This window comes from Halogeometricum pallidum JCM 14848 (assembly GCF_000337095.1).
GTDB lineage: Archaea > Halobacteriota > Halobacteria > Halobacteriales > Haloferacaceae > Halogeometricum > Halogeometricum pallidum.
The window spans coordinates 116818-134662 of sequence record NZ_AOIV01000011.1 but is presented as its reverse complement, the minus strand read 5'-3'; the positions used below and the strand labels follow the sequence as shown (position 1 = coordinate 134662).

Here is a 17845-nt window from a genome sequence, read left to right as displayed (position 1 = left end):
TAGCCATGAACGCCGAACGAAGCCACCGAGAGTCGGTCGCGGGGGACCAGCGGAGGCTTCGAACATCGACGACCGACGGGTCGCCCACCCGCCGACGCTCTGAGACGGCCGGTCGCGACGAGGGTGACCGCTCCAGCGAGGGCGTACGCGCGTCTACGCTCCTCCGCCTGCAACGTACCGCAGGCAACCAAGCGGTCCAGTCGCTCCACCGGCGCGGTCGATTCGACGCGGTTCGACCGGGGCAGCCGCCGGTTCCGACGGTGACGTCGAGTGCCGAGACGCGCGGGCCATCACCGCCGAGAGCGCGAGCATCTGACTCGGCCACCGAGTCGGCCGCCCGTGAGAGCGACGAACCGAGCGAGTCCAGAGTGGAAGACGAACGCGAGGACGAGTCCCCGGAACCGACCACAGCGTCAGGTGAACGAGCGGAGCGACCGGTATCCGCGACCCAACCCGCCGTAAATCCCGTCTCGACGTCGGACTCCCTCGCCGTCTTCCCGAAGTTACGGGTGAGCCGACCGACCGACCAGTACGAGCGTGAAGCGGACGCCGTCGCGGCGGCAGTCACCGCGAACCGACCCGCGCCAGTCGTCTCGACGCTTCCGGTGAGCAGACGCGGCGACGAGACCGCGCGGCAGGTCGTCGAGGCGGAGGACGAGGAGGAAGCGGAACCGGTTCAGGCGCGACTCACGGGAGAGCGGTCGGCGGCCGCACCGGTGACGCCGAAGACCGCCGCGACGATTCGTCGGGCCGGCGTCGGCCACCCCGTCCCACGGAGCGTTCGCGCCCGCATCGAGCCGAGGCTCGGAACGACACTCGACGGAGTGCGCGTCCACACCGATCCGGCGGCGACGACGGCCGCCCGGAGTCTCCACGCTCGCGCCTTCACGCACCGGAATCACATCTTCCTCGGGCGCGGCGAGTCGGCGTACGACCTCGAACTCATGGCGCACGAGGCGACGCACGTTGTCCAACAGGACGCGGATGCGGGCGTTTCCGTCCCGCACGTCCAGCGATTGAGCCTCGACGACCTCCCCGGTATCGACGCGGAGGACATCGCGCGGCGCGTCCCGGGATACACACTCGCGACCGTACTCGTCGGCTACAACCCCGTCACGGACGAAGACGTCGATTTCAACGCGCGGAACCTGTTCGAAGGGGTCGTCGAACTGATGCCGTTCGGTGCCGACGTCTACGACGCGCTCTCGGAACGCGGTATCGTCGACGACGCGTTCGAGTGGCTCGAAGAGAACGTACCCGACCTCTCGCTCAGTCGAATCTGGAACATCTTAGAGGAGGCGTGGGACGAGGTGAGTCTCCTGGAGCCGTCGGAGATATTCGGTATCCTCATCGACAAGTTCCGGCCGATGTACCTCGAACTGAAGGCGTTCGTCGGGAGCGCGCTCGACAAGGTCATGGAACTGCTCAAAGAGGCGGCGATAGGTGTCGCCGAGGGATTCCTGAGCGACAGCGGACTCTGGTCGCTGGTCAAGAAGGTTCTCGGTTACGACCCGCTTCGCGACGAAGAGGTGAAAGCGACGCCGACCGAGATTCTCGAAGACTTCCTGCTCTACATCGGGAAGGAGGAACACCTTCAGCAGATGCGCGAACGGGAGACCGTCGAGGAGACCGCAGAGTGGGTGGCTACGCAGATAGAGACGTTCAAAGGACTTCTCAAGAAGCTCGGAGGCCTGTTCGCGAGCGCGTGGGAAGCCATCCAACCACGGAACATCCTGAACCTCACGGACAACCTCCGGTCGCTGGCGACGAAGGTCTTCGACTTCGTGAGCGAAGTCGGAGCGTTCGCGTGGACCGTCGCCTCCGAGGTGTTCTCGCGTATCAAGGACGCTCTCCTCGGGTGGTTGAGCGAACACGTCGACTCGGAGTTGCCCGGGTTCGACCTCCTCACGGTCATCCTCGGGCAGAATCCGTTCACCGGAGAGACAGTCCCCAGGACCGCAGAGAACCTCATTCGCGGGTTCATCACGCTCCTCCCGGGCGGGCGCGAAATCTATCAGCAACTGGCAGAGTCGGGCGTCGTCGCGGAGGCAGGCGCGCGCATTGAGGGGGCGATCGAACGGCTGGGTATCACGTGGAAGTTCATCCGCGGTCTCTTCACCGAGGTGTGGGACCTCGTCACGATAGAGGCACTCGCCAAGCCGTTCGACACCGTCCTCGCGATAGTCGCTCGGTTCAAAAAGCCGGTCTCTCGGCTGTTCGGGTTCGTCAACGTCGTCCTCCGCGAGATATTCTTCCTCGTCCTCGCGGCGATGCAGTTCCCGACCGAACTGCTCGAGAGTATCGTCGCCAACGTGATGCGGGCGATAGACGACGTGAAACGCGACCCCATCGGCCTGTCTCTTATACACATCTCTGATGGNCGCTCAGAGATGTGTATAAGAGACAGAAGCAGGGGTTCGTGAACTTCTTCGACAACGCACTCGTCTATCTCGGCGAGGGCCTCGTCGACTGGCTCTTCCGGGGGCTTCGCGACGCGGGAATAGAGTCACCGGATATCACCTCTCTCGAATCCGTGCTCGGGTTCGCACTCGATGTGCTCGGTATCAGCGTCGACCGACTCTGGGAGCTGTTGGGAGAGCGTATCGGCGAGGAGAACGTCGAGCGTATCCGCGGCGCTATCGACCGGGTGACCGGTATCTGGAACTTCGTGAAGGACGTACAGGAACGCGGCGTCGCCGCGATTTGGGAGTACATCGAGTCACAGATCAGCGGCCTCTGGGACACGGTGCTGGAGATGGCCCAAGAGTGGATTATGGAGCGGGTGATCGAGCGCGCCGCGACGTGGTTGCTGAGTCTGGTCGACCCGACCGGCGTCATGGCTGTCATCAACACGTTCAAGGCGTTCTTCAACGCCGTCACGTCCGCCATCGAGTACATGCGCGACATCCTCTCGGTCGTCAACGACTACGTGACCGCACTCGTGAGCATCGCCCGCGGCGACATCGAACCCGGCGCGAAGAAGCTAGAGGAGGGCCTGGCCAACATCATCCCCATCGCCATCGGATTCCTCGCGAAACAACTCGGTATCGACGACATCGGCGAGAAGATCCTGGAGATCGTTAGCGGTGTCCGGGGGATAGTGGACAAAGCGCTCGGATGGCTCGTCGACAAGGCGGTGAAGGAAGTGGAGTCAGTGTTGGGTGCGATCGGACTCGACAGGACGAAGGACGACGCCGCCGCTGCCGGAAAACCGACCGCGGGCGACTCGGAAGTCGGTGAGACGGTGACGTTCACCGGAGCGGGTGAGACACACCGGCTCTTCATCCGAATCGAGGGCCAGAAGCCGACTGTCGTCGTCGCGAGCCAGGAGGGCCTCGTCGCGGCGAAGATACGCGACTGGCAGACTCGTCTGAAGCAGGCAGAAGGTGGGAAGACGGACGTCAAAGCGCCTCGAACCGCCGAGACGCAAACGGAGGCCCGGACGTTACTCGCAGAGGCAGAGAAGCGACTCGGACTCACGAAGAAGGAGGCCGAAGAGGCGGCAGACGAACTCCGCGGGTCGAAAGGGGGTGACGGATTCGAGTCGGCCGACAAGGAAACTGAGACGGCCGAGAAATCGCTCGCGTACGTACTCGGGCGCCTGTTCGACCTCTTCGAGGAGGGACTCTGTGAGATGCCGGGAGTTAGCGCGCCCGATATCGGCAAGATCGCGGTTCACGGAGACCAGCCACCGGGGAGAACTGCTGGCCCGGAGATACACCACACGCAGTCCGAGCACATCATCCCGTTCGCGACCGCTCGTAATCTCCGATTCGCAGTCGGGTTCTCGGAACGAAGTCGTAAGACGCTTCGCAAGTTCGACGACGGGATGACGACACTCCTGATCTACAAGGGTGCGGCCAAACGGAAAGACCCCGTCGACAACCGACTGTCGGCCAGGTTCGAAGCGCAGATGCGCGACGCCGAGATATCCGAGACGATCGGACGGGCAGTCACGGTGTACCACGGCGGCAACAGAGACGATGCAGAGACAATCGCCAAAGAGGCCATCAGCAACATCTCCAGAGCGTTCGAAACCCTCCGTCAGTCTGCCGTCGAACGGACCTCGGAGGCGATTCGAGCCGAGTGGCTGCACGCCGAGGAGGGGTGCGGTCCGCTGACCAATGGCATGCGTCGCGGAGAGTCCGAACCGGTCCCGAGTGAGAGTCGGGTCGAAGAGGCAGCGAACCAGCAGTACGACACGATATACGATCTGGTGTCCGATGCGCTGTTGCTCCAGGACGCGCAGGAGTCCGAACACCCCGTTTGGGAGGGTCGAGCTATCGAGGACGCGAACACGTGGAACGAACTCCTCCGCGCAGGCTACGACAGACCGTATCAGAACCAGAAGGGCCGCTGGGTGATACGGCGTCCGCCGGGCTCACGACTCCGTCGCCTGACCGTCGACGAGGACGGCATCATCCACCACACGGAGGAGTGACGATGCTCGTCTCTGCGGTCTGCCACGAACACTTCCGTACATCCTGCACCGTCCGGATATCTCGGCAAAACCGCCATCGCGACACGTGACGAATCAGATACGATGGCGAGGGACTCCAAGTGGAGAGTCGCGCTTCCCGTCTTGTCGGTCGGTCGTGCTCGCACTTGGTGCCGGTGTCGCCGAGGGACAGACCCAGCAACCGGCGTGGGCGACCGGCTCCGAATCGCCGAACTCAGGCAGGGCGAACGCGCCGACGCGACGATGGTGGTGCGCACGCGACGGGCCGTCCTCGAACGCGTCGTCACGCTGTTCGGGGTAACCCTGGCTATCGGTGCGGCCGAAGTGGCGGTCGGTCTCGCGGGGATCGTCGGCGGTGCTCTCGTCGTCGCGAAGTTCGGATTCGACGGACTCGTTTCGACCCTGAAGGGGTTCGCGTCTAAACTCGTGACTGCGGTTCAGCAACTGCTGTCGGACGTCGCTCAGCTCTCGTCACGTCCGCCCGTACCGACTTCGGGGGAGAAACCGTTATACCTTTTCCTGACGTCTGTGCGTCAGGAGCCGCATTCGGCTGTCTCCGTGGTGGTACCGTGATACACGTCGTCGACGGGGTCGAGATACCCCTCTCTTCGAACGCGCTCGCACTGACTCGGCTACGGACGACGCTCGCTCCGGGGATGCCTGGTCGTTCTCCGAAGATAGCCGGTCTCCTCTCGCCGTTCGAGGGCCTCTCGACCAGACGGTCGCTCGCCGACTCTCCCGACCAACTGACCGCTATCGACCTGTCTTATCTCGTCCTCGCCGTCTTCCACGAGACGCGCGAGATACGCGAGAGGCGCGTCCGAGAGACGAGGCACAACCGGGAAACGAGAGTCGAACGGATACGAGAACGACGGGGGGAGAACACGCGCGTCGTCCTTGACGGTGAGCATCACTCCGCCGACGTTCGCCGTCCACCGACAGCGACGACCGTACTCGTCGGAACCGGCGTCTCTCGACTCGGTTCAGAGCGTAACGACGCTCGCAGCGATGGCCTCGACTCCACTCGGCCTTCGACTCCGTTTGTCGACCGGACGTGGAGAGAGACGAAACTCCGAGTCGCTCCACGGATGGCGACGGTTCGCCCGGCCGTCGTCGCCCAGCCGTCTCTCCGACGAGGGGCCTCACAGGCGCTTCGACGACAGAGCGACGAGCGTTACGCTACGGCCGACGACCCGCCTTCGCCGGGGAGTCTGCTCGTTCACACGCGACCGCCGCTCGTCGGCAGACGACGTACGAACACGACGGAGAGACGGTACGGCGAACGCCCGACTTCGGCCGATCACAGCAATCTCGGGCGGCCCCCGCCGCTCTTCCCTCGCTCCCTCGTCTTCGAGCATGTCCGCCGACCGGCCGAGAGCGGTCACGCTGGCAGCGGTGACGACGAACGCGGGAGGACCGCATCCCGAAGACGACAGTCGCTACACGAGGTCACGCCGCTCGGGCGGGGGGTCGACCGTCGTTCGGCTCCGAGCGTCCGTGAGACTCCGGAGCGTCTCGCCGACCGGTGGAGAGGAGGATTTGAGGCTCTCTTCTACGTGCAGCACCCCGGTCTGACGGTTCTGAAGTCCCGACGACCGGCCGTCACCTCGTTCGATACCACCCGTTCTGGAGTCCGAGAGCCGAATCGGCTCTCGTCTCCCGCCGGCGCTCTGACGGCACTTCGGCGTCACCGTGGAACCTCACTCGGTGAGGCCGTCGAGACGCGGGACGAGGCTTCGACGACGACCGTTCGTCCCGTCGTGGGTCGTGGTCACGGCACCGTCTCGGAGTGGGTGCAGTCGAAGACTGGACGTCGGCGAGACGAGGTGGCCAGTCTCGGGTCGTTCCGGACCGCCTCCTCCGGTCGACTATCGAACGGTTCGAGCGAGTCCGTCACCTCGTCTGCGACCCGAGACGAACCGCTCACCTATCGCGTGACAGACACCAGTCGCTCACGAGATTCGTCGTCGGAGACGTCCGCTTCCGCCGCGACGACAGCCGACCCGACGAGCCATCGCCCGGTTCGGACGTCGCGGGCGACGCCACCCGACGGGGCGTCGTTGACGCCCGAATCCGAGTCGCGGACCCCCCCGTTCTCGGCCGCGACACTCGACGCGATGAACCGACACGAGGTCAATCGACTCGTCGACCGATTGTACGGTCAGTTAGAGCGGAAGTACCGTATCGAGCGCCAACGGAGGGGGCTCTGAGATGGCGTCCGACCGCGCGACGAGCACGGAACTCACGAAAGCGCGAATCGAGATTCTCGACAAGAACAAGCGCGTCGACGACGCGAAGACGGTCACGGTCACGTTCAACCCGGCGGAGTACAAACTGGTCACCGACGTCAACTACAGACAGCAGAACACCGCCGGGCGAACGACCGCGGACCCGCAGTTCGCGGGCGGGAAACCGGAGACGCTCTCGATGACGCTCCTGTTCGATACGTACGAGAGGCGACTGGACGTACGCGAGGAGTACACCAACAAACTCGACGCACTGTTGACGAAGAGCGAAGAGCGACACGCACCCCCGAGCTGTCGGTTTATCTGGGGGACGTTCGGGTTCGTTGGCCATCTGATGAGCGCCGACAAGACGTTCACCATGTTCCTGCCGGACGGCACGCCGGTCCGTGCGAGCGTCGGCATCTCTTTCACCGGCCTCCAGTTGGGCCGTGACGAACAGAAGGGCGGCGGGGCGGAAGAAACGACAGACCAGACGCGGACGCGGACCGTGGTCCAGGGCGATACGCTCTGGGCCATCTCGGGCGAGGAGTACGGCGACCCGACGGAGTGGCGGCGCATCGCCAACGCCAACGGCATAGAGGACCCGAAGAAACTGCGAGTGGGGACGGTGCTCGTCATCCCCCCGCGGGAGCCGTAGATGCCGACGGACTTCGCCGAACTCGAAGGGAAGTACGACGGCCTCTATGCGCCGCGCTTCGAGGTGCAGGTCGGCGAGACGACGTACACGGAGGCCGACGGACTGGTGACCGAACTCGAAGTCGATACGATCGTCGACGGTGCGGACCGGTGTTCGTTCGTGCTCGGCGCACCGTTCGACCCCGCTACCGGGGCACTCGCCGGAGTCGACTGGAACCAGATCGCGGTCGGGAGCGGACTCCTCGTTTCGATCGGCTACGCGGACCGTCTGGAACCGATGTTCGACGGTCGTGTCAGTTCCGTCCGACCGGCCTTCTCGACCGACGGCCCGCCGGCAGTCGAGGTGAATGGGTACGACCGGTCGTTCGCGATGACGCACGAGACGCGGTCGCGTTCGTGGGACGAGACGACCGATAGCGACGTGGTCTCGGACGTGGTCTCCGCGTACGAGTTCGCGGAGGTGACCGTCGAGTCGACGAACGTCGTCCACCGAAAACTGTTCCAAGAAAGCGAGAGCGACTACCGGTTCCTCGTCCGACTCGCCGACCGAAACGGCTTCGAGTTGTTCTCTCGGAACGGCGCACTCGCGTTTCGACCACCGCCGTACGACGCCGACCCCGTCGTCACACTCCAGTACGGACAGTCGATCGGAGCGTTCACGCCCGAGTTCGCCGACGAAACGCAGGTGGGAACCGTCGAAGTTCGACACTGGGACCCGGCAAACAAACGCGAAATCGTCGGTACGGCCGAGAACCCCGCCGGCGGCGACGCGACGCGCGTCTTCCGACTCCCCGTCGCCTCGAAAGAGGAAGCGGATCGCGAGGCTGTGGCGGCACTCGACCGACTCCGAAACCGGACCGTCAGCGGGAGCGGTGAGTCGGTCGGACTCCCGGAGGTTCGGGCTGGTGAGACGATAAGGTTAGAGAACATCGATATGTTCACGAACGTTTATTATGTTAAGGGTTCTATACATCGTGTGTCTGATTCGGGATACTCCACCACGTTCGAGGTGACAGAGCGGTCACTATGAGCTCGCGAGAACGGTTCGGTGACGACGACCGAGAGGAGCGGACGGGTATTCGGGGCGTGTGGGCCGCCGTCGTCACGGACAACGTCGACCCCGAGAAACTCGGTCGTGTGAAGGTGACGTACCCGTGGCGAGACGCCGAAGACGAGAGCTACTGGGCGCGACTCGCCGTCCCGATGGCCGGGTCCGAACGGGGGACGTACTTTCTCCCCGAAGTCGACGACGAGGTGCTGGTCGCCTTCGAGAACGGCGACATTCACTACCCGTACGTCCTCGGAGCGCTCTGGAACGGAAAGGACAAACCACCCGAGGACAACGCGAGCGAGTCGAACGACGTGCGTCTGGTCCGGTCGCGAAGCGGGCACGAACTCGTCTTCGACGACACCGACGGGAAGTCGCGGCTCGAACTCACGACGGCCGGCGGTCACACGCTCGTCCTGGACGACAGCGACGGTGCCAGTTCGATCACACTGGCAACGAACGGCGGCCACACGGTCGCGCTGGACGACACTCCCGGCAGCGAGGCGGTCACCGTCACCGACAAGACCGGAGCGAACAGCGTCGTCCTCGACGCGGTCACGAGCACCGTCGAGGTATCGGCGGGCGGGACGCTCAGACTCTCCGCACCGATGATGGAACTCTCCGGTGACGGCAACGTCACCGTCCGGGCGGGAGGCGTCCTCACGCTCAAAGGCGGGATGGTGATGATAAATTGACCCGAACGCTCGGAGGTGTCTGAGGTGCCCCCCGCGGCCCGCGTGACCGACCAGACGGCCCATGGAACGCCCCTCGTTGGTGTCGGGAGCCCGACGGTACTCATCGGTGGACTCCCGGCGTGGCGCGCGGTGGCGGACGTTCACGTCTGCCCCCTCGTGACCGGTACGGTCCCGCACGTCGGCGGTCCGGTCGCGGCGGGTAGTGCGACCGTACTCATCAACGGCCTCCCAGCCGCCAGACAGGGCGACGTCGTCACCGAAGCCGGGCCGCCGAACACGATTGCGGTCGGCTGCTCGACGGTAATGATCGGGTGACGACACAGCGCCATCGCAGACGAACGAAACAGGACAACACCAACAATGACGCGAACGTTTCTCGGAACCGGGTGGAACTTCCCCGTACGGACGGACAGCCGAAGCACCATCGTGGCTGCGGCGGACGAGACGGACATCGAGCAGTCGATTCGGATCATCCTCGGGACGGCGAAAGGTGAGCGCGTGATGCGACCCGACTTCGGGTGCGACATCCACGACTACGCGTTCGCCGTCGTGGACACGACGACTCGAACGCTCATCTCTTCGAGCGTCGAAGAGGCACTCGCCCGCTGGGAACCCCGAATCGACGTCGAGCGAGTCGACACGTCGACGGCGGACCTCGACGCCGGGCGACTCCTCGTCGAGATAGCGTACCGGATTCGGAGCAGCAACGCGCGTCGAAACCTGGTTTACCCGTTCTACCTCGAGGAGTGAGGAGGAGACGTGCCGACAGAACCTACCATCGACGGACGCGACGAAACCGACATCCTCAGCCAATCGCTCGAACGGGCACCGTACTACGTCCCGGAGTGGGAAGCCGCCGAAGCGGACTTCGGAACGGCGTTACTGCGTCTCCACGCGGCGCTCGCGGGTGACGTCGCCGAGCGCGCCGACAGACTCGTCGAGAAACACCGCGCGGCGTTCATCGATACCCTCGGATTCGAGCGCGCTCCGCCGTCGCCATCTCGCGTCGCCGTCTCCGTCGCCGTCACACCGTCAGCGAGCACGAACGTCCCGATACCGGCGGAGACGCGGATCGTCGCAACCGGACTCGACGGCGGTGAACGAACGTTCGAGGTGGATGAGAGCGACGCGTTCGAGGCGACACCGGCGCGACTCGGACGCGTATTCAGCGTCGCGCCTCGGACCGACGCAATCTACAACCATACGCCAGCAGGGTCTCAGAACGACGCCGCCGGACCGCCGCGCGAACTCTCGCTGTTCAGCGGCGAGAACCGACAGGAACACGCCCTCTACCTCGGCGACGACGACCTGTTGACGGTGGCGCCCGGTTCTCTCCTTCGACTCCTGTTCACGACGCAGTCGCCGCCGGAACTGTTCCGCGACTGTCTCACGTGGGAGTACTACGGCGTCGAAACGGACGCAGACGGGAACGAACGGGAGGACTGGCATCCGCTCGACTCGCGAACGAGCGAGCGAGACCGTCGCCACTCCGTCCGGGCGGCCGCGAGACGTCTCGCGACGCGCGTCGCCGACCGCCGACCAAAGTACGAGGTCCGAGAGACGGGCACCGCCGACGGACAGGCCAGCCTCACGGCCGTCGCTGCGGCAGTTCGTGAGTGGTTCGCCGACCGGTCGCCGCGAACGGAAGGTGTCGTCGTCGACGGGTTACTCCCGAGAGACGCGACGGACGGGGACCGGTCCGTGGCCGTCGAAGAACTCCGGTCGCTCGACGCTCCCGCCGACCGCTCGGCCGCGGGCGGCCGCCCGTCCACGGTGACGCTCGACTTCACCGTCGGGGGCGAACCGACGCCGACGGCGGTGGCCGGCGTCGAGAGCAAGTGGATCCGCGGTCGGTTCCCCGACGGCGAACTCCTCCAGGACCTGTTCTCGGTTTCGGTCTCGGATCCCTCGTTTCGCGTGCTGACTCGCGGAACCGCGTTCAGCGGCGGCATCCGGCCCGACACGCTCCTGTCCGGTGTCTCGCCGCTCGCTATCGAAGCGGGCGAGTCGTTTCATCCGTTCGGACCGACCCCACAGGACACATTCTACATCGCCTCCAGCGAGGCGTTCACGAAGCGTGGAGAGCGAGTGACGCTCGGATTCACGTACGCCGACGACGACGACACCGACGACCGGGGTATCCGCGGCGAGATACCGCGTCTCTCGTGGGAGTACTGGGACGGCGTCGGGTGGACGCGCCTCCCCGGAGTCACGGACGGAACCTCGGCGTTGAAGACGGAGGGGACTGTCAGCTTCACGGTTCCGAACGACTTCGCGTCGACGAGCGTCGTCGGCCGCGAAGGGTACTGGATTCGCGCCCGTCTCGTCGAGGGAGCGTACGTCCGGACGACGTACACGCAGTTGGAGGAGACGACTGAAGCGGGGTCGGAGACGGAGACGACAGAGCGAACTATCGTGACGAAGACGACCGGATCGCCACCGAAGTACGGCGACCTCAGGATCACGTACAACGCCCGCACACCGGTCTCGCACGTCGTCACGCACAACAACCTACGGTACAGAACCAGCCTGGGCGAGGGTGGGGAACCGATACGGCCGTTCTCGGGGGTCCCGGACAAGGCCCAGACGGTGTATCTCGGGTTCGACGGACCGCTCACCGACGGACCGATCAGCGTCCTGTTCGACAGCGGCACGCGCGAGTACCCCGCCGAATTCCGCCCACGACTCCGCTGGGAGCGGTGTGTGGACCCGAGACGCGACGAGTGGACCGTCGTGGACGCGACCGACCGAACGGTCGGCCTGACCGAACGCGGAACGGTCCGTCTGCTGTTCGAGGACGCCACCGTTCCGAGCGAACGGTTCGGAACCGAACTCCACTGGCTCCGCGCGCGGTTCGCGCGCGACGAGTTCGCCGTCTCGGACGACCCGCTACTCGTGCGCCGAGACGAGCGACTCGCTCGCGACGCGTCCGTCACCGAAGGGGACGCCGTCGTCCCGGAACGGACGGGTGAGCGACTCGTCGCGGGAGACCGAACGGCGGGTCGAACGACCGCCCCACCGACGCTCGGGGGTATCTACTCGAACACCGGGTGGGCCCGCGACGTGCGGACGATTCGCCGCGAGGTGCTCGGGTCGAGCGATGGGTCGGAGGGACAGACGTTCGCGGCCAGCACGTCGCCCGTCCTCGAGGGAACGGTCTGGGTCGACGAGTTCGCCGCACTCTCGGTGGGGAGACAAGAAGACGTCGCGGCGTCTCGTTCGGACGACGTCGAGTCCGTCACCGGTCCGGACGGCGCGGTCCGCGAGTTCTGGGTGCGGTGGACGCACGTCCCGACTCTCCTCGATTCGACCGCGACCGACCGTCACTACACGCTCGACGCCGTCGCCGGAGAGATTCAGTTCGGCGACGGCACCGCCGGACGCATCCCGCCGCGAGGCCGCGAGAACGTCCGCATGACGTACCGTACCGGTGGTGGTGCCGCCGGCAACGTCTCCGCCGGTGCGGTCACGGGACTGACGAGCGCGATTCCCCTCGTCGAGTCGGTCACCAACTGGGTCCCCGCCGACGGCGGTTCCGACGAGGAGTCGAACGCGGAGGTAATCGACCGTGCACCGGGCGCGATTCGGGACCGCGGTCGGGTCGTCTCGGCCGCGGACCTCGAACGAATCACCGAGGCGAGTTCCCCGCGGGTGGCGCGCGCGAAGTGTCTCTCCGGACTGGGCCCCTCGGGAGAACTGACGCCGGGGTGGGTCACGCTGGTCGTCGTCCCCGACTCCAGAGACAGGAAGCCGGTGCCGTCCCGCGAACTCCGTCGACAGGTCCGTGACGCACTGCACCAGCACGTCCCGGCGTCGCTCCTGACGCCCGGTCGCGAACGACTGCTCGTCCGGGGACCGAACTTCGTCACAGTCTCTGTCGAGGCCGACGTCGTCGGCGTCGGCGCCACGAGCGTTTCGACGCTCGAACGTCGCGTGACCGAGAGTCTCAACGCCTTCCTCAACCCCCTTACCGGCGGGCCGGGCGGGACCGGCTGGTGGTTCGGCGAATTACCCTCGCTCTCGGAACTGTACGCGATGTTAGAGCACGTCGACGGCGTCGACCACGTCGAACGGCTGTCGGTGACGTACCGCGGGAGCGAACGCGACGTGACGGTGACCGAGGGCGAACCGCTTCCGACGGTCGCGTCCGACGTACTGGCGTTCAGCGGGACGCACGACGTGACCGCTACGGGTGGGTTCTGATGGGTGTCGACGTTCCCGAACTGGACGACCGCGGCTACACCGACATCCTCGCGGACGCTCGAAAGCGTATCCCCGTCCACGCGCCGGAGTGGACCGACCACAACGCCCACGACCCGGGTATCACGATCCTCGAGACCCTCGCGTGGGTCGCCGAAGCTGCGCGGTATAGACTCGACCAAGTGACGGAGCGTCACGTCCTGAAGTATCTCTGGTTGCTCGGCGTCCGTCCGTCGCCGCCGACGCCGGCGTCGGTGGAACTGCGACTCCACGGCCCGGGCGGCGACGCCCTCCCAAGCGCGCTCGACGGGATGACGATTCCCGCGGGAGAACGACTCGTCGCCACCGACGACACCGGCGAACCGGTCGTCTTCGAGACCACCGAACCGGTGACGTTGAGCGTCGCGGACCTCGCAGCAATCGAGAGCGCTCACCGAGAGGGGACGGCGGACCAACTCGAATCCAATCGCGCCGGCGGCGTGCACTACCTCGCGTTCGGACCGGTCGCCGAGCGAGGAAGCACGCTCACGCTCGGATTCACTTCCGACCCGTTCGCCAACGCGACGAAACTCGACCTCTCGGTCAGGCTGTACGAAGCGGACCTCCCGCCGGTGTCCGCGCACGAAGTCGACGAGACGTTCTTCGAACCCTCTGTCGAACTCGTGTGGGAGTACTACGCTACCGCGGACGACGGCGGCCGATGGCGACCGCTCGAAGTCGTACGCGACGAGACGATGCGGTTCTACCGCGGTGGGCGCATCACGGTACGCCGACCGCAGGAGTGGTCACCAGGAGACTGGCGGCCGCGCCGTGCCGCCGGTCGCTCGGACGGCCGAGATGAAGCCGGCGACCGACCGACTGAATCGACCGCAGGGCAGTCCGGCGGGACCGTCAAACGGGCCGAATCGACCACGGGGGTGGTCCCCCCAACTTCGAGGCGGCCCGACTCCGTCGTCGCGGACGAAGCGCGGTCGCTCGTCGGTCTCCGGTGTCGCGTCTCGACGCCGGGGTACGAGATTCCGCCGCGAATCGACCGTATCGAGGTGAACGCAGTCGAAGCGCGGAACCGGTTCACGCGGACAGAGACCGTCCTCCGACGACCCGACGGCGGTGTCGAGACGACCGCATTCCCGAACCAGACGTACGTGTTCTCGGAGTCGCCGGTGCTCTCGGCCGAAATCGCCCTCGTCGCCGGACGGGGAGACGGCGAACGACGCGACCGGTGGACCGAAGTCGTCGACTTCGACGCCTCCGGACCCGACGACACCCACTACGTGCTCGACGGCGAACGTGGCGAAGTTCGGTTCGGCGACAACGTCCGTGGCGCAGTTCCGCCGGTCGGTCGACGCGTGCTCGCCGAAACCTCGATTCACGGCGGCGGCGCCAAGGGTAACGTCCCGCAAACGGCGGTGTGGGCGTTCGCCCCCGACGAAGGAGCGGCGGACGAGCGCACGGCCGACGCACCGTGGCGAACGCGAGCGACAGTGACGCCGGTCGGGTCCGCGACGGGCGCGAGCGACGCCGAATCAATCGACGCCGCGGTCGCCCGACTTCAACGTGACCTCCGCACGCCGTACCGAGCGGTGACCGTCGACGACTACCGATATCTGGCGGAGCACACGCCAGGGATTCGCGTCTCACGGGCGGCGGCGCGCGTCCTCCCCAGCGTCGGTCCCGACGGGTCCGACGTAACGCGAGTTACCGTCCTGCCGTACAGCACGCTCCCGAACTCGGTGGACCCCGAACCGAGTCGCGGCGTCCTGACGGCGGTCGAACGACACCTCGAAAAACACCGCCTGCTCACGGACCGTGTCGAGGTCTCGGCGCCCCGCTACGTCGATATCGGTGTCACCGTCGACGCGCGAATCGTCCCCGGCTACTCGATAGCGGGACGGTCCCGCGCTATCGAGGCGGCACTCGATGCGTTCCTCGACCCGCAACACGGGTTCGAGGGGACGGGCTGGCCGTTCGGCCGGTCTGTTTACAAATCGGAACTCTACGGCGTGGTCAAAGAGGTGTCGGGCGTCGACTGGGTCATCGACGTGTCGGTCCACGCCGACGGGCACGAGGGCGTCGACGAAGAGGGAAACGTCCTCATCGACGAGTCTGCGCTCGTCAGGCCCGTCGCACACGACGTCTCGGTCCAGTTCCGCTCGGAGACGGCGGGGGTAAACCCCTAATGCCGGCCGCTTTCGTCGGGACGACGACGCCGGAGGCGTGGAACGCGTGGCGAGGGACGAACGCGCTCGTCGACGACGGCGTCGTCATCCAGCGCACGTTCGGCGTTCCGACCGTGGTCCACGAGGCGGGTTCGGACGGCACGGTCGACATCGCACTCGACCCCTGTGAGAGACTGTACGTCCTCACCGGTGACGGGACGATACGGCGGTACGACACCGGGACGAGAGACGTCCGTCACTACCGAGACTTCGACGGCGACGGCGTCGCGGACGGGTTCGCCTACCCGCGAGCACTGTGTCTCCACGAGGGGACGATGTATATCGCGACGGGCGAGAGCGCGGACGAGGGACGAACGGGTGGTCGGTTGTTCGCCGTCCCACGGCGGACCGGCCTCGCTCGCGAACTCGACGGCGTTGCGTCCGCTGAGACGGTCGCACTCGCCGCATCGAACCGGAGGATCTACCTCCTCGACGGCGGCGAGGGACGCGGAGAGGGCACCGTACTGCAGATCGATCCGGCCGGCCGAGTCGCGCCGACGGTGGTCGTCGACGGTCTGACCGCGCCTCGCGACCTCGCGGTCGGTGGTGACGGTGTCCTCGCCGTGCTAGACGCCGGAGGCGACGAGAGCGAAGACGGCGCGGACGGTGACCCGTGGCGCGTCCGCGTGTTCGCTGTCGGTCGAGGTGACGACGGTGGTGAGAGGGTCGCGCCGCGTCCCGACGTACACGTGGACACTGAGCGTCTGACGCTCGACGCGAGCCGGCTGGTCGTACAGGCCGGCGAAGACGACAGAACGCTCGTCGTCGTCGGTGCGGTCGACGAGACAGAGGTCGGTGCGGTCCGTCGATACCACCTCTCGGAGGCGTTCGACGAGACGGTCGCCGTCACCGCCGACTCGCTTCCCCTGCGCCCGACGGGGCTCCTCGCGGTACAGACGTCCACGAGTCGAGCGGGTGCCTACTACGTCGTCGACGACGATACCGAGAACGTCGCGCTCGTCGTCGAGGCGGGACGAAACCGCCGAAACGAGTCGACCGGACGGTTCGACGCCCGCTTGGTCACGCGGTTCGATTCGGGCATCTCGGGCGTTCGATGGCACCGCGTGACGCTGGACGTGGGCGAAGAGCGAGTCGGCGTCGGCACGGTCGAATCGAGTTCACAGGTTCGACTCCGGTACGGCGCGACCGACGACGACGACGTTGGCGACGTACCCATCGAGTCGGTTCCCGGAATCGGGCCGACGTACGCCCGGAGACTTCGCAACGCGGGCGTCGCGTGGTCGTCACAGCTCATCGGTTACGACGCAGACCGACTGGCGGCGATCGCCGCCGCGTCACCGCAACGGGTGGGTCTGCTCCGCACGCAGGCCCGGCAGTGGCTGGACGCGGCCGCCGAGCGTGCGGTCTCGTGGAAACAGACACCGGGTCCGAACCCGCGTGATTCACTCGTCGATGCGACCGGGCGGTATCTGTGGGTAGAGTTAGAGTTGGTCGGGAGCGAGTACGCCTCACCACGCGTCCGCGAACTCCGAGCGTTCTTCCCGCGCGAGTCGTACCTTCGCTACTTGCCGTCGATATACCGCGCGGACGAGAAGAGCGCAGGGTTCCTCGAACGGTACCTGTCGATACCCGAGAGCGACTTCGAGAGCATCGAACGCAACGTCGACACGCTGACGAGGTATCTGGACCGGGAGGGCGTCCCCTCGGAGTCGCTCTCATGGCTTGGCCGGTGGATCGGTATCAAGACGGACGAGACGTGGCCCGACTCGGTCCGACGAGCGTTCGTCGTGAACGCACCGTCGCTGTTCGAGCGTCGCGGGACGCCGACCGGACTGCTCTCGATGCTCCGTCTCTACTTGGACGCGAACGCGGGGTCGAGTGCGGTCGTCGACGAATCCGACGACTCCGTCGAGGAGAACGACGAGCACGACGGTTCGGACGGCGATTCGGACGGTCCGGGCGGCGGCGAGGAGACGGCAGACGAGGACCCGACGCCCGCAGAGGTCGCCGCGGAACTGGCGAGGGCGGTCGCCCTCTGGGAACACGCCGATCTCGACCCGATAGCTCCCGACTCGCCCGCCCGAGAGCCGTACAGACGGCTCGTGAACTCGCCCGCCGGGTTCGTCGTCCTCGTCGGCCCGAGCGTCACCGACGAGGAGGTCATCGCGCTCGAACGACTCGTCGAGACGGAGACGCCGATTCACGCCGTCGGCCGTGTCGCGAGACTGACACCGTGGATTCGGCTAGGGGGGCACTCGTATCTCGGACTCAACACCGCGCTCGCGACGCGAGAGTTCGTCGTCGACCGGTCCAGCCTCGGCGTCGACTCGATGCTGTGGGAGCACGCGGACAGTTTCTGACGTTTCGGGGATATCTTGATA

11 protein-coding genes are annotated in these 17845 nt (G+C 66.1%); all 11 read left to right on the top strand.

All coding sequences use genetic code 11. The features are described 5' to 3' along the window. Positions 1-5: 5 nt before the first annotated feature. On the top strand, positions 6-2423 hold the full coding sequence (locus C474_RS06795) for an eCIS core domain-containing protein (RefSeq protein WP_049916788.1): 2418 nt from the start codon (positions 6-8) through the stop codon (positions 2421-2423). Beyond that, positions 2393-4441, top strand: a complete 2049-nt coding sequence (locus C474_RS06790; RefSeq protein WP_152421615.1) for a phage tail protein — start codon at positions 2393-2395, stop codon at positions 4439-4441. The genes C474_RS06795 and C474_RS06790 overlap by 31 nt, the downstream gene beginning before the upstream one ends. Before the next feature lie 204 nt (positions 4442-4645). Beyond that, positions 4646-5032 (top strand): hypothetical protein, encoded by a 387-nt coding sequence (locus tag C474_RS06785; RefSeq protein ID WP_008385208.1) that lies wholly within the window; start codon positions 4646-4648, stop codon positions 5030-5032. Between the two features lie 1638 nt (positions 5033-6670). Continuing rightward, positions 6671-7342, top strand: a complete 672-nt coding sequence (locus C474_RS06775; protein ID WP_008385204.1) for a CIS tube protein — start codon at positions 6671-6673, stop codon at positions 7340-7342. Further along, entirely contained in the window at positions 7343-8371 is a 1029-nt protein-coding gene (locus C474_RS06770; protein ID WP_008385202.1) for a phage late control D family protein, read from the top strand. Then, positions 8368-9084: a phage baseplate assembly protein V gene (locus C474_RS06765; RefSeq protein ID WP_008385200.1), complete on the top strand. Its 717-nt coding sequence runs from the start codon at positions 8368-8370 to the stop codon at positions 9082-9084. The genes C474_RS06770 and C474_RS06765 overlap by 4 nt, the downstream gene beginning before the upstream one ends. A 24-nt stretch (positions 9085-9108) precedes the next feature. Further along, the gene (locus C474_RS06760) at positions 9109-9399 is read left to right on the top strand and encodes a PAAR domain-containing protein (RefSeq protein WP_008385199.1); all 291 of its coding nucleotides are present in this window, start codon (positions 9109-9111) and stop codon (positions 9397-9399) included. 45 nt (positions 9400-9444) lie between these two features. Further along, the gene (locus tag C474_RS06755; protein WP_008385197.1) at positions 9445-9834 is read left to right on the top strand and encodes a GPW/gp25 family protein; all 390 of its coding nucleotides are present in this window, start codon (positions 9445-9447) and stop codon (positions 9832-9834) included. A gap of 9 nt (positions 9835-9843) precedes the next feature. Beyond that, a complete protein-coding gene (locus C474_RS06750) occupies positions 9844-13287 on the top strand; it encodes a putative baseplate assembly protein (protein WP_008385195.1) in 3444 nt (1147 codons plus the stop codon). After that, the gene (locus C474_RS06745; protein WP_008385193.1) at positions 13287-15464 is read left to right on the top strand and encodes a putative baseplate assembly protein; all 2178 of its coding nucleotides are present in this window, start codon (positions 13287-13289) and stop codon (positions 15462-15464) included. The genes C474_RS06750 and C474_RS06745 overlap by 1 nt, the downstream gene beginning before the upstream one ends. Continuing rightward, positions 15464-17824 carry a phage tail protein gene (locus C474_RS06740; protein WP_008385191.1) on the top strand — a complete coding sequence of 787 codons (2361 nt, stop codon included), beginning with the start codon at positions 15464-15466 and terminating at the stop codon, positions 17822-17824. Before C474_RS06745 ends, C474_RS06740 begins: the two co-directional genes overlap by 1 nt. Positions 17825-17845 lie beyond the last annotated feature (21 nt).

Excerpts from the sequence above, each read along its gene's own strand:
- C474_RS06775 (WP_008385204.1), top strand. The coding sequence starts at position 6,671 with ATGGCGTCCGACCGCGCGACGAGCACGGAACTCACGAAAGCGCGAATC.
- C474_RS06740 (WP_008385191.1), top strand. The coding sequence starts at position 15,464 with ATGCCGGCCGCTTTCGTCGGGACGACGACGCCGGAGGCGTGGAACGCG.
- C474_RS06755 (WP_008385197.1), top strand. The coding sequence starts at position 9,445 with ATGACGCGAACGTTTCTCGGAACCGGGTGGAACTTCCCCGTACGGACG.
- C474_RS06765 (WP_008385200.1), top strand. The coding sequence starts at position 8,368 with ATGAGCTCGCGAGAACGGTTCGGTGACGACGACCGAGAGGAGCGGACG.
- C474_RS06745 (WP_008385193.1), top strand. The coding sequence starts at position 13,287 with ATGGGTGTCGACGTTCCCGAACTGGACGACCGCGGCTACACCGACATC.
- C474_RS06770 (WP_008385202.1), top strand. The coding sequence starts at position 7,343 with ATGCCGACGGACTTCGCCGAACTCGAAGGGAAGTACGACGGCCTCTAT.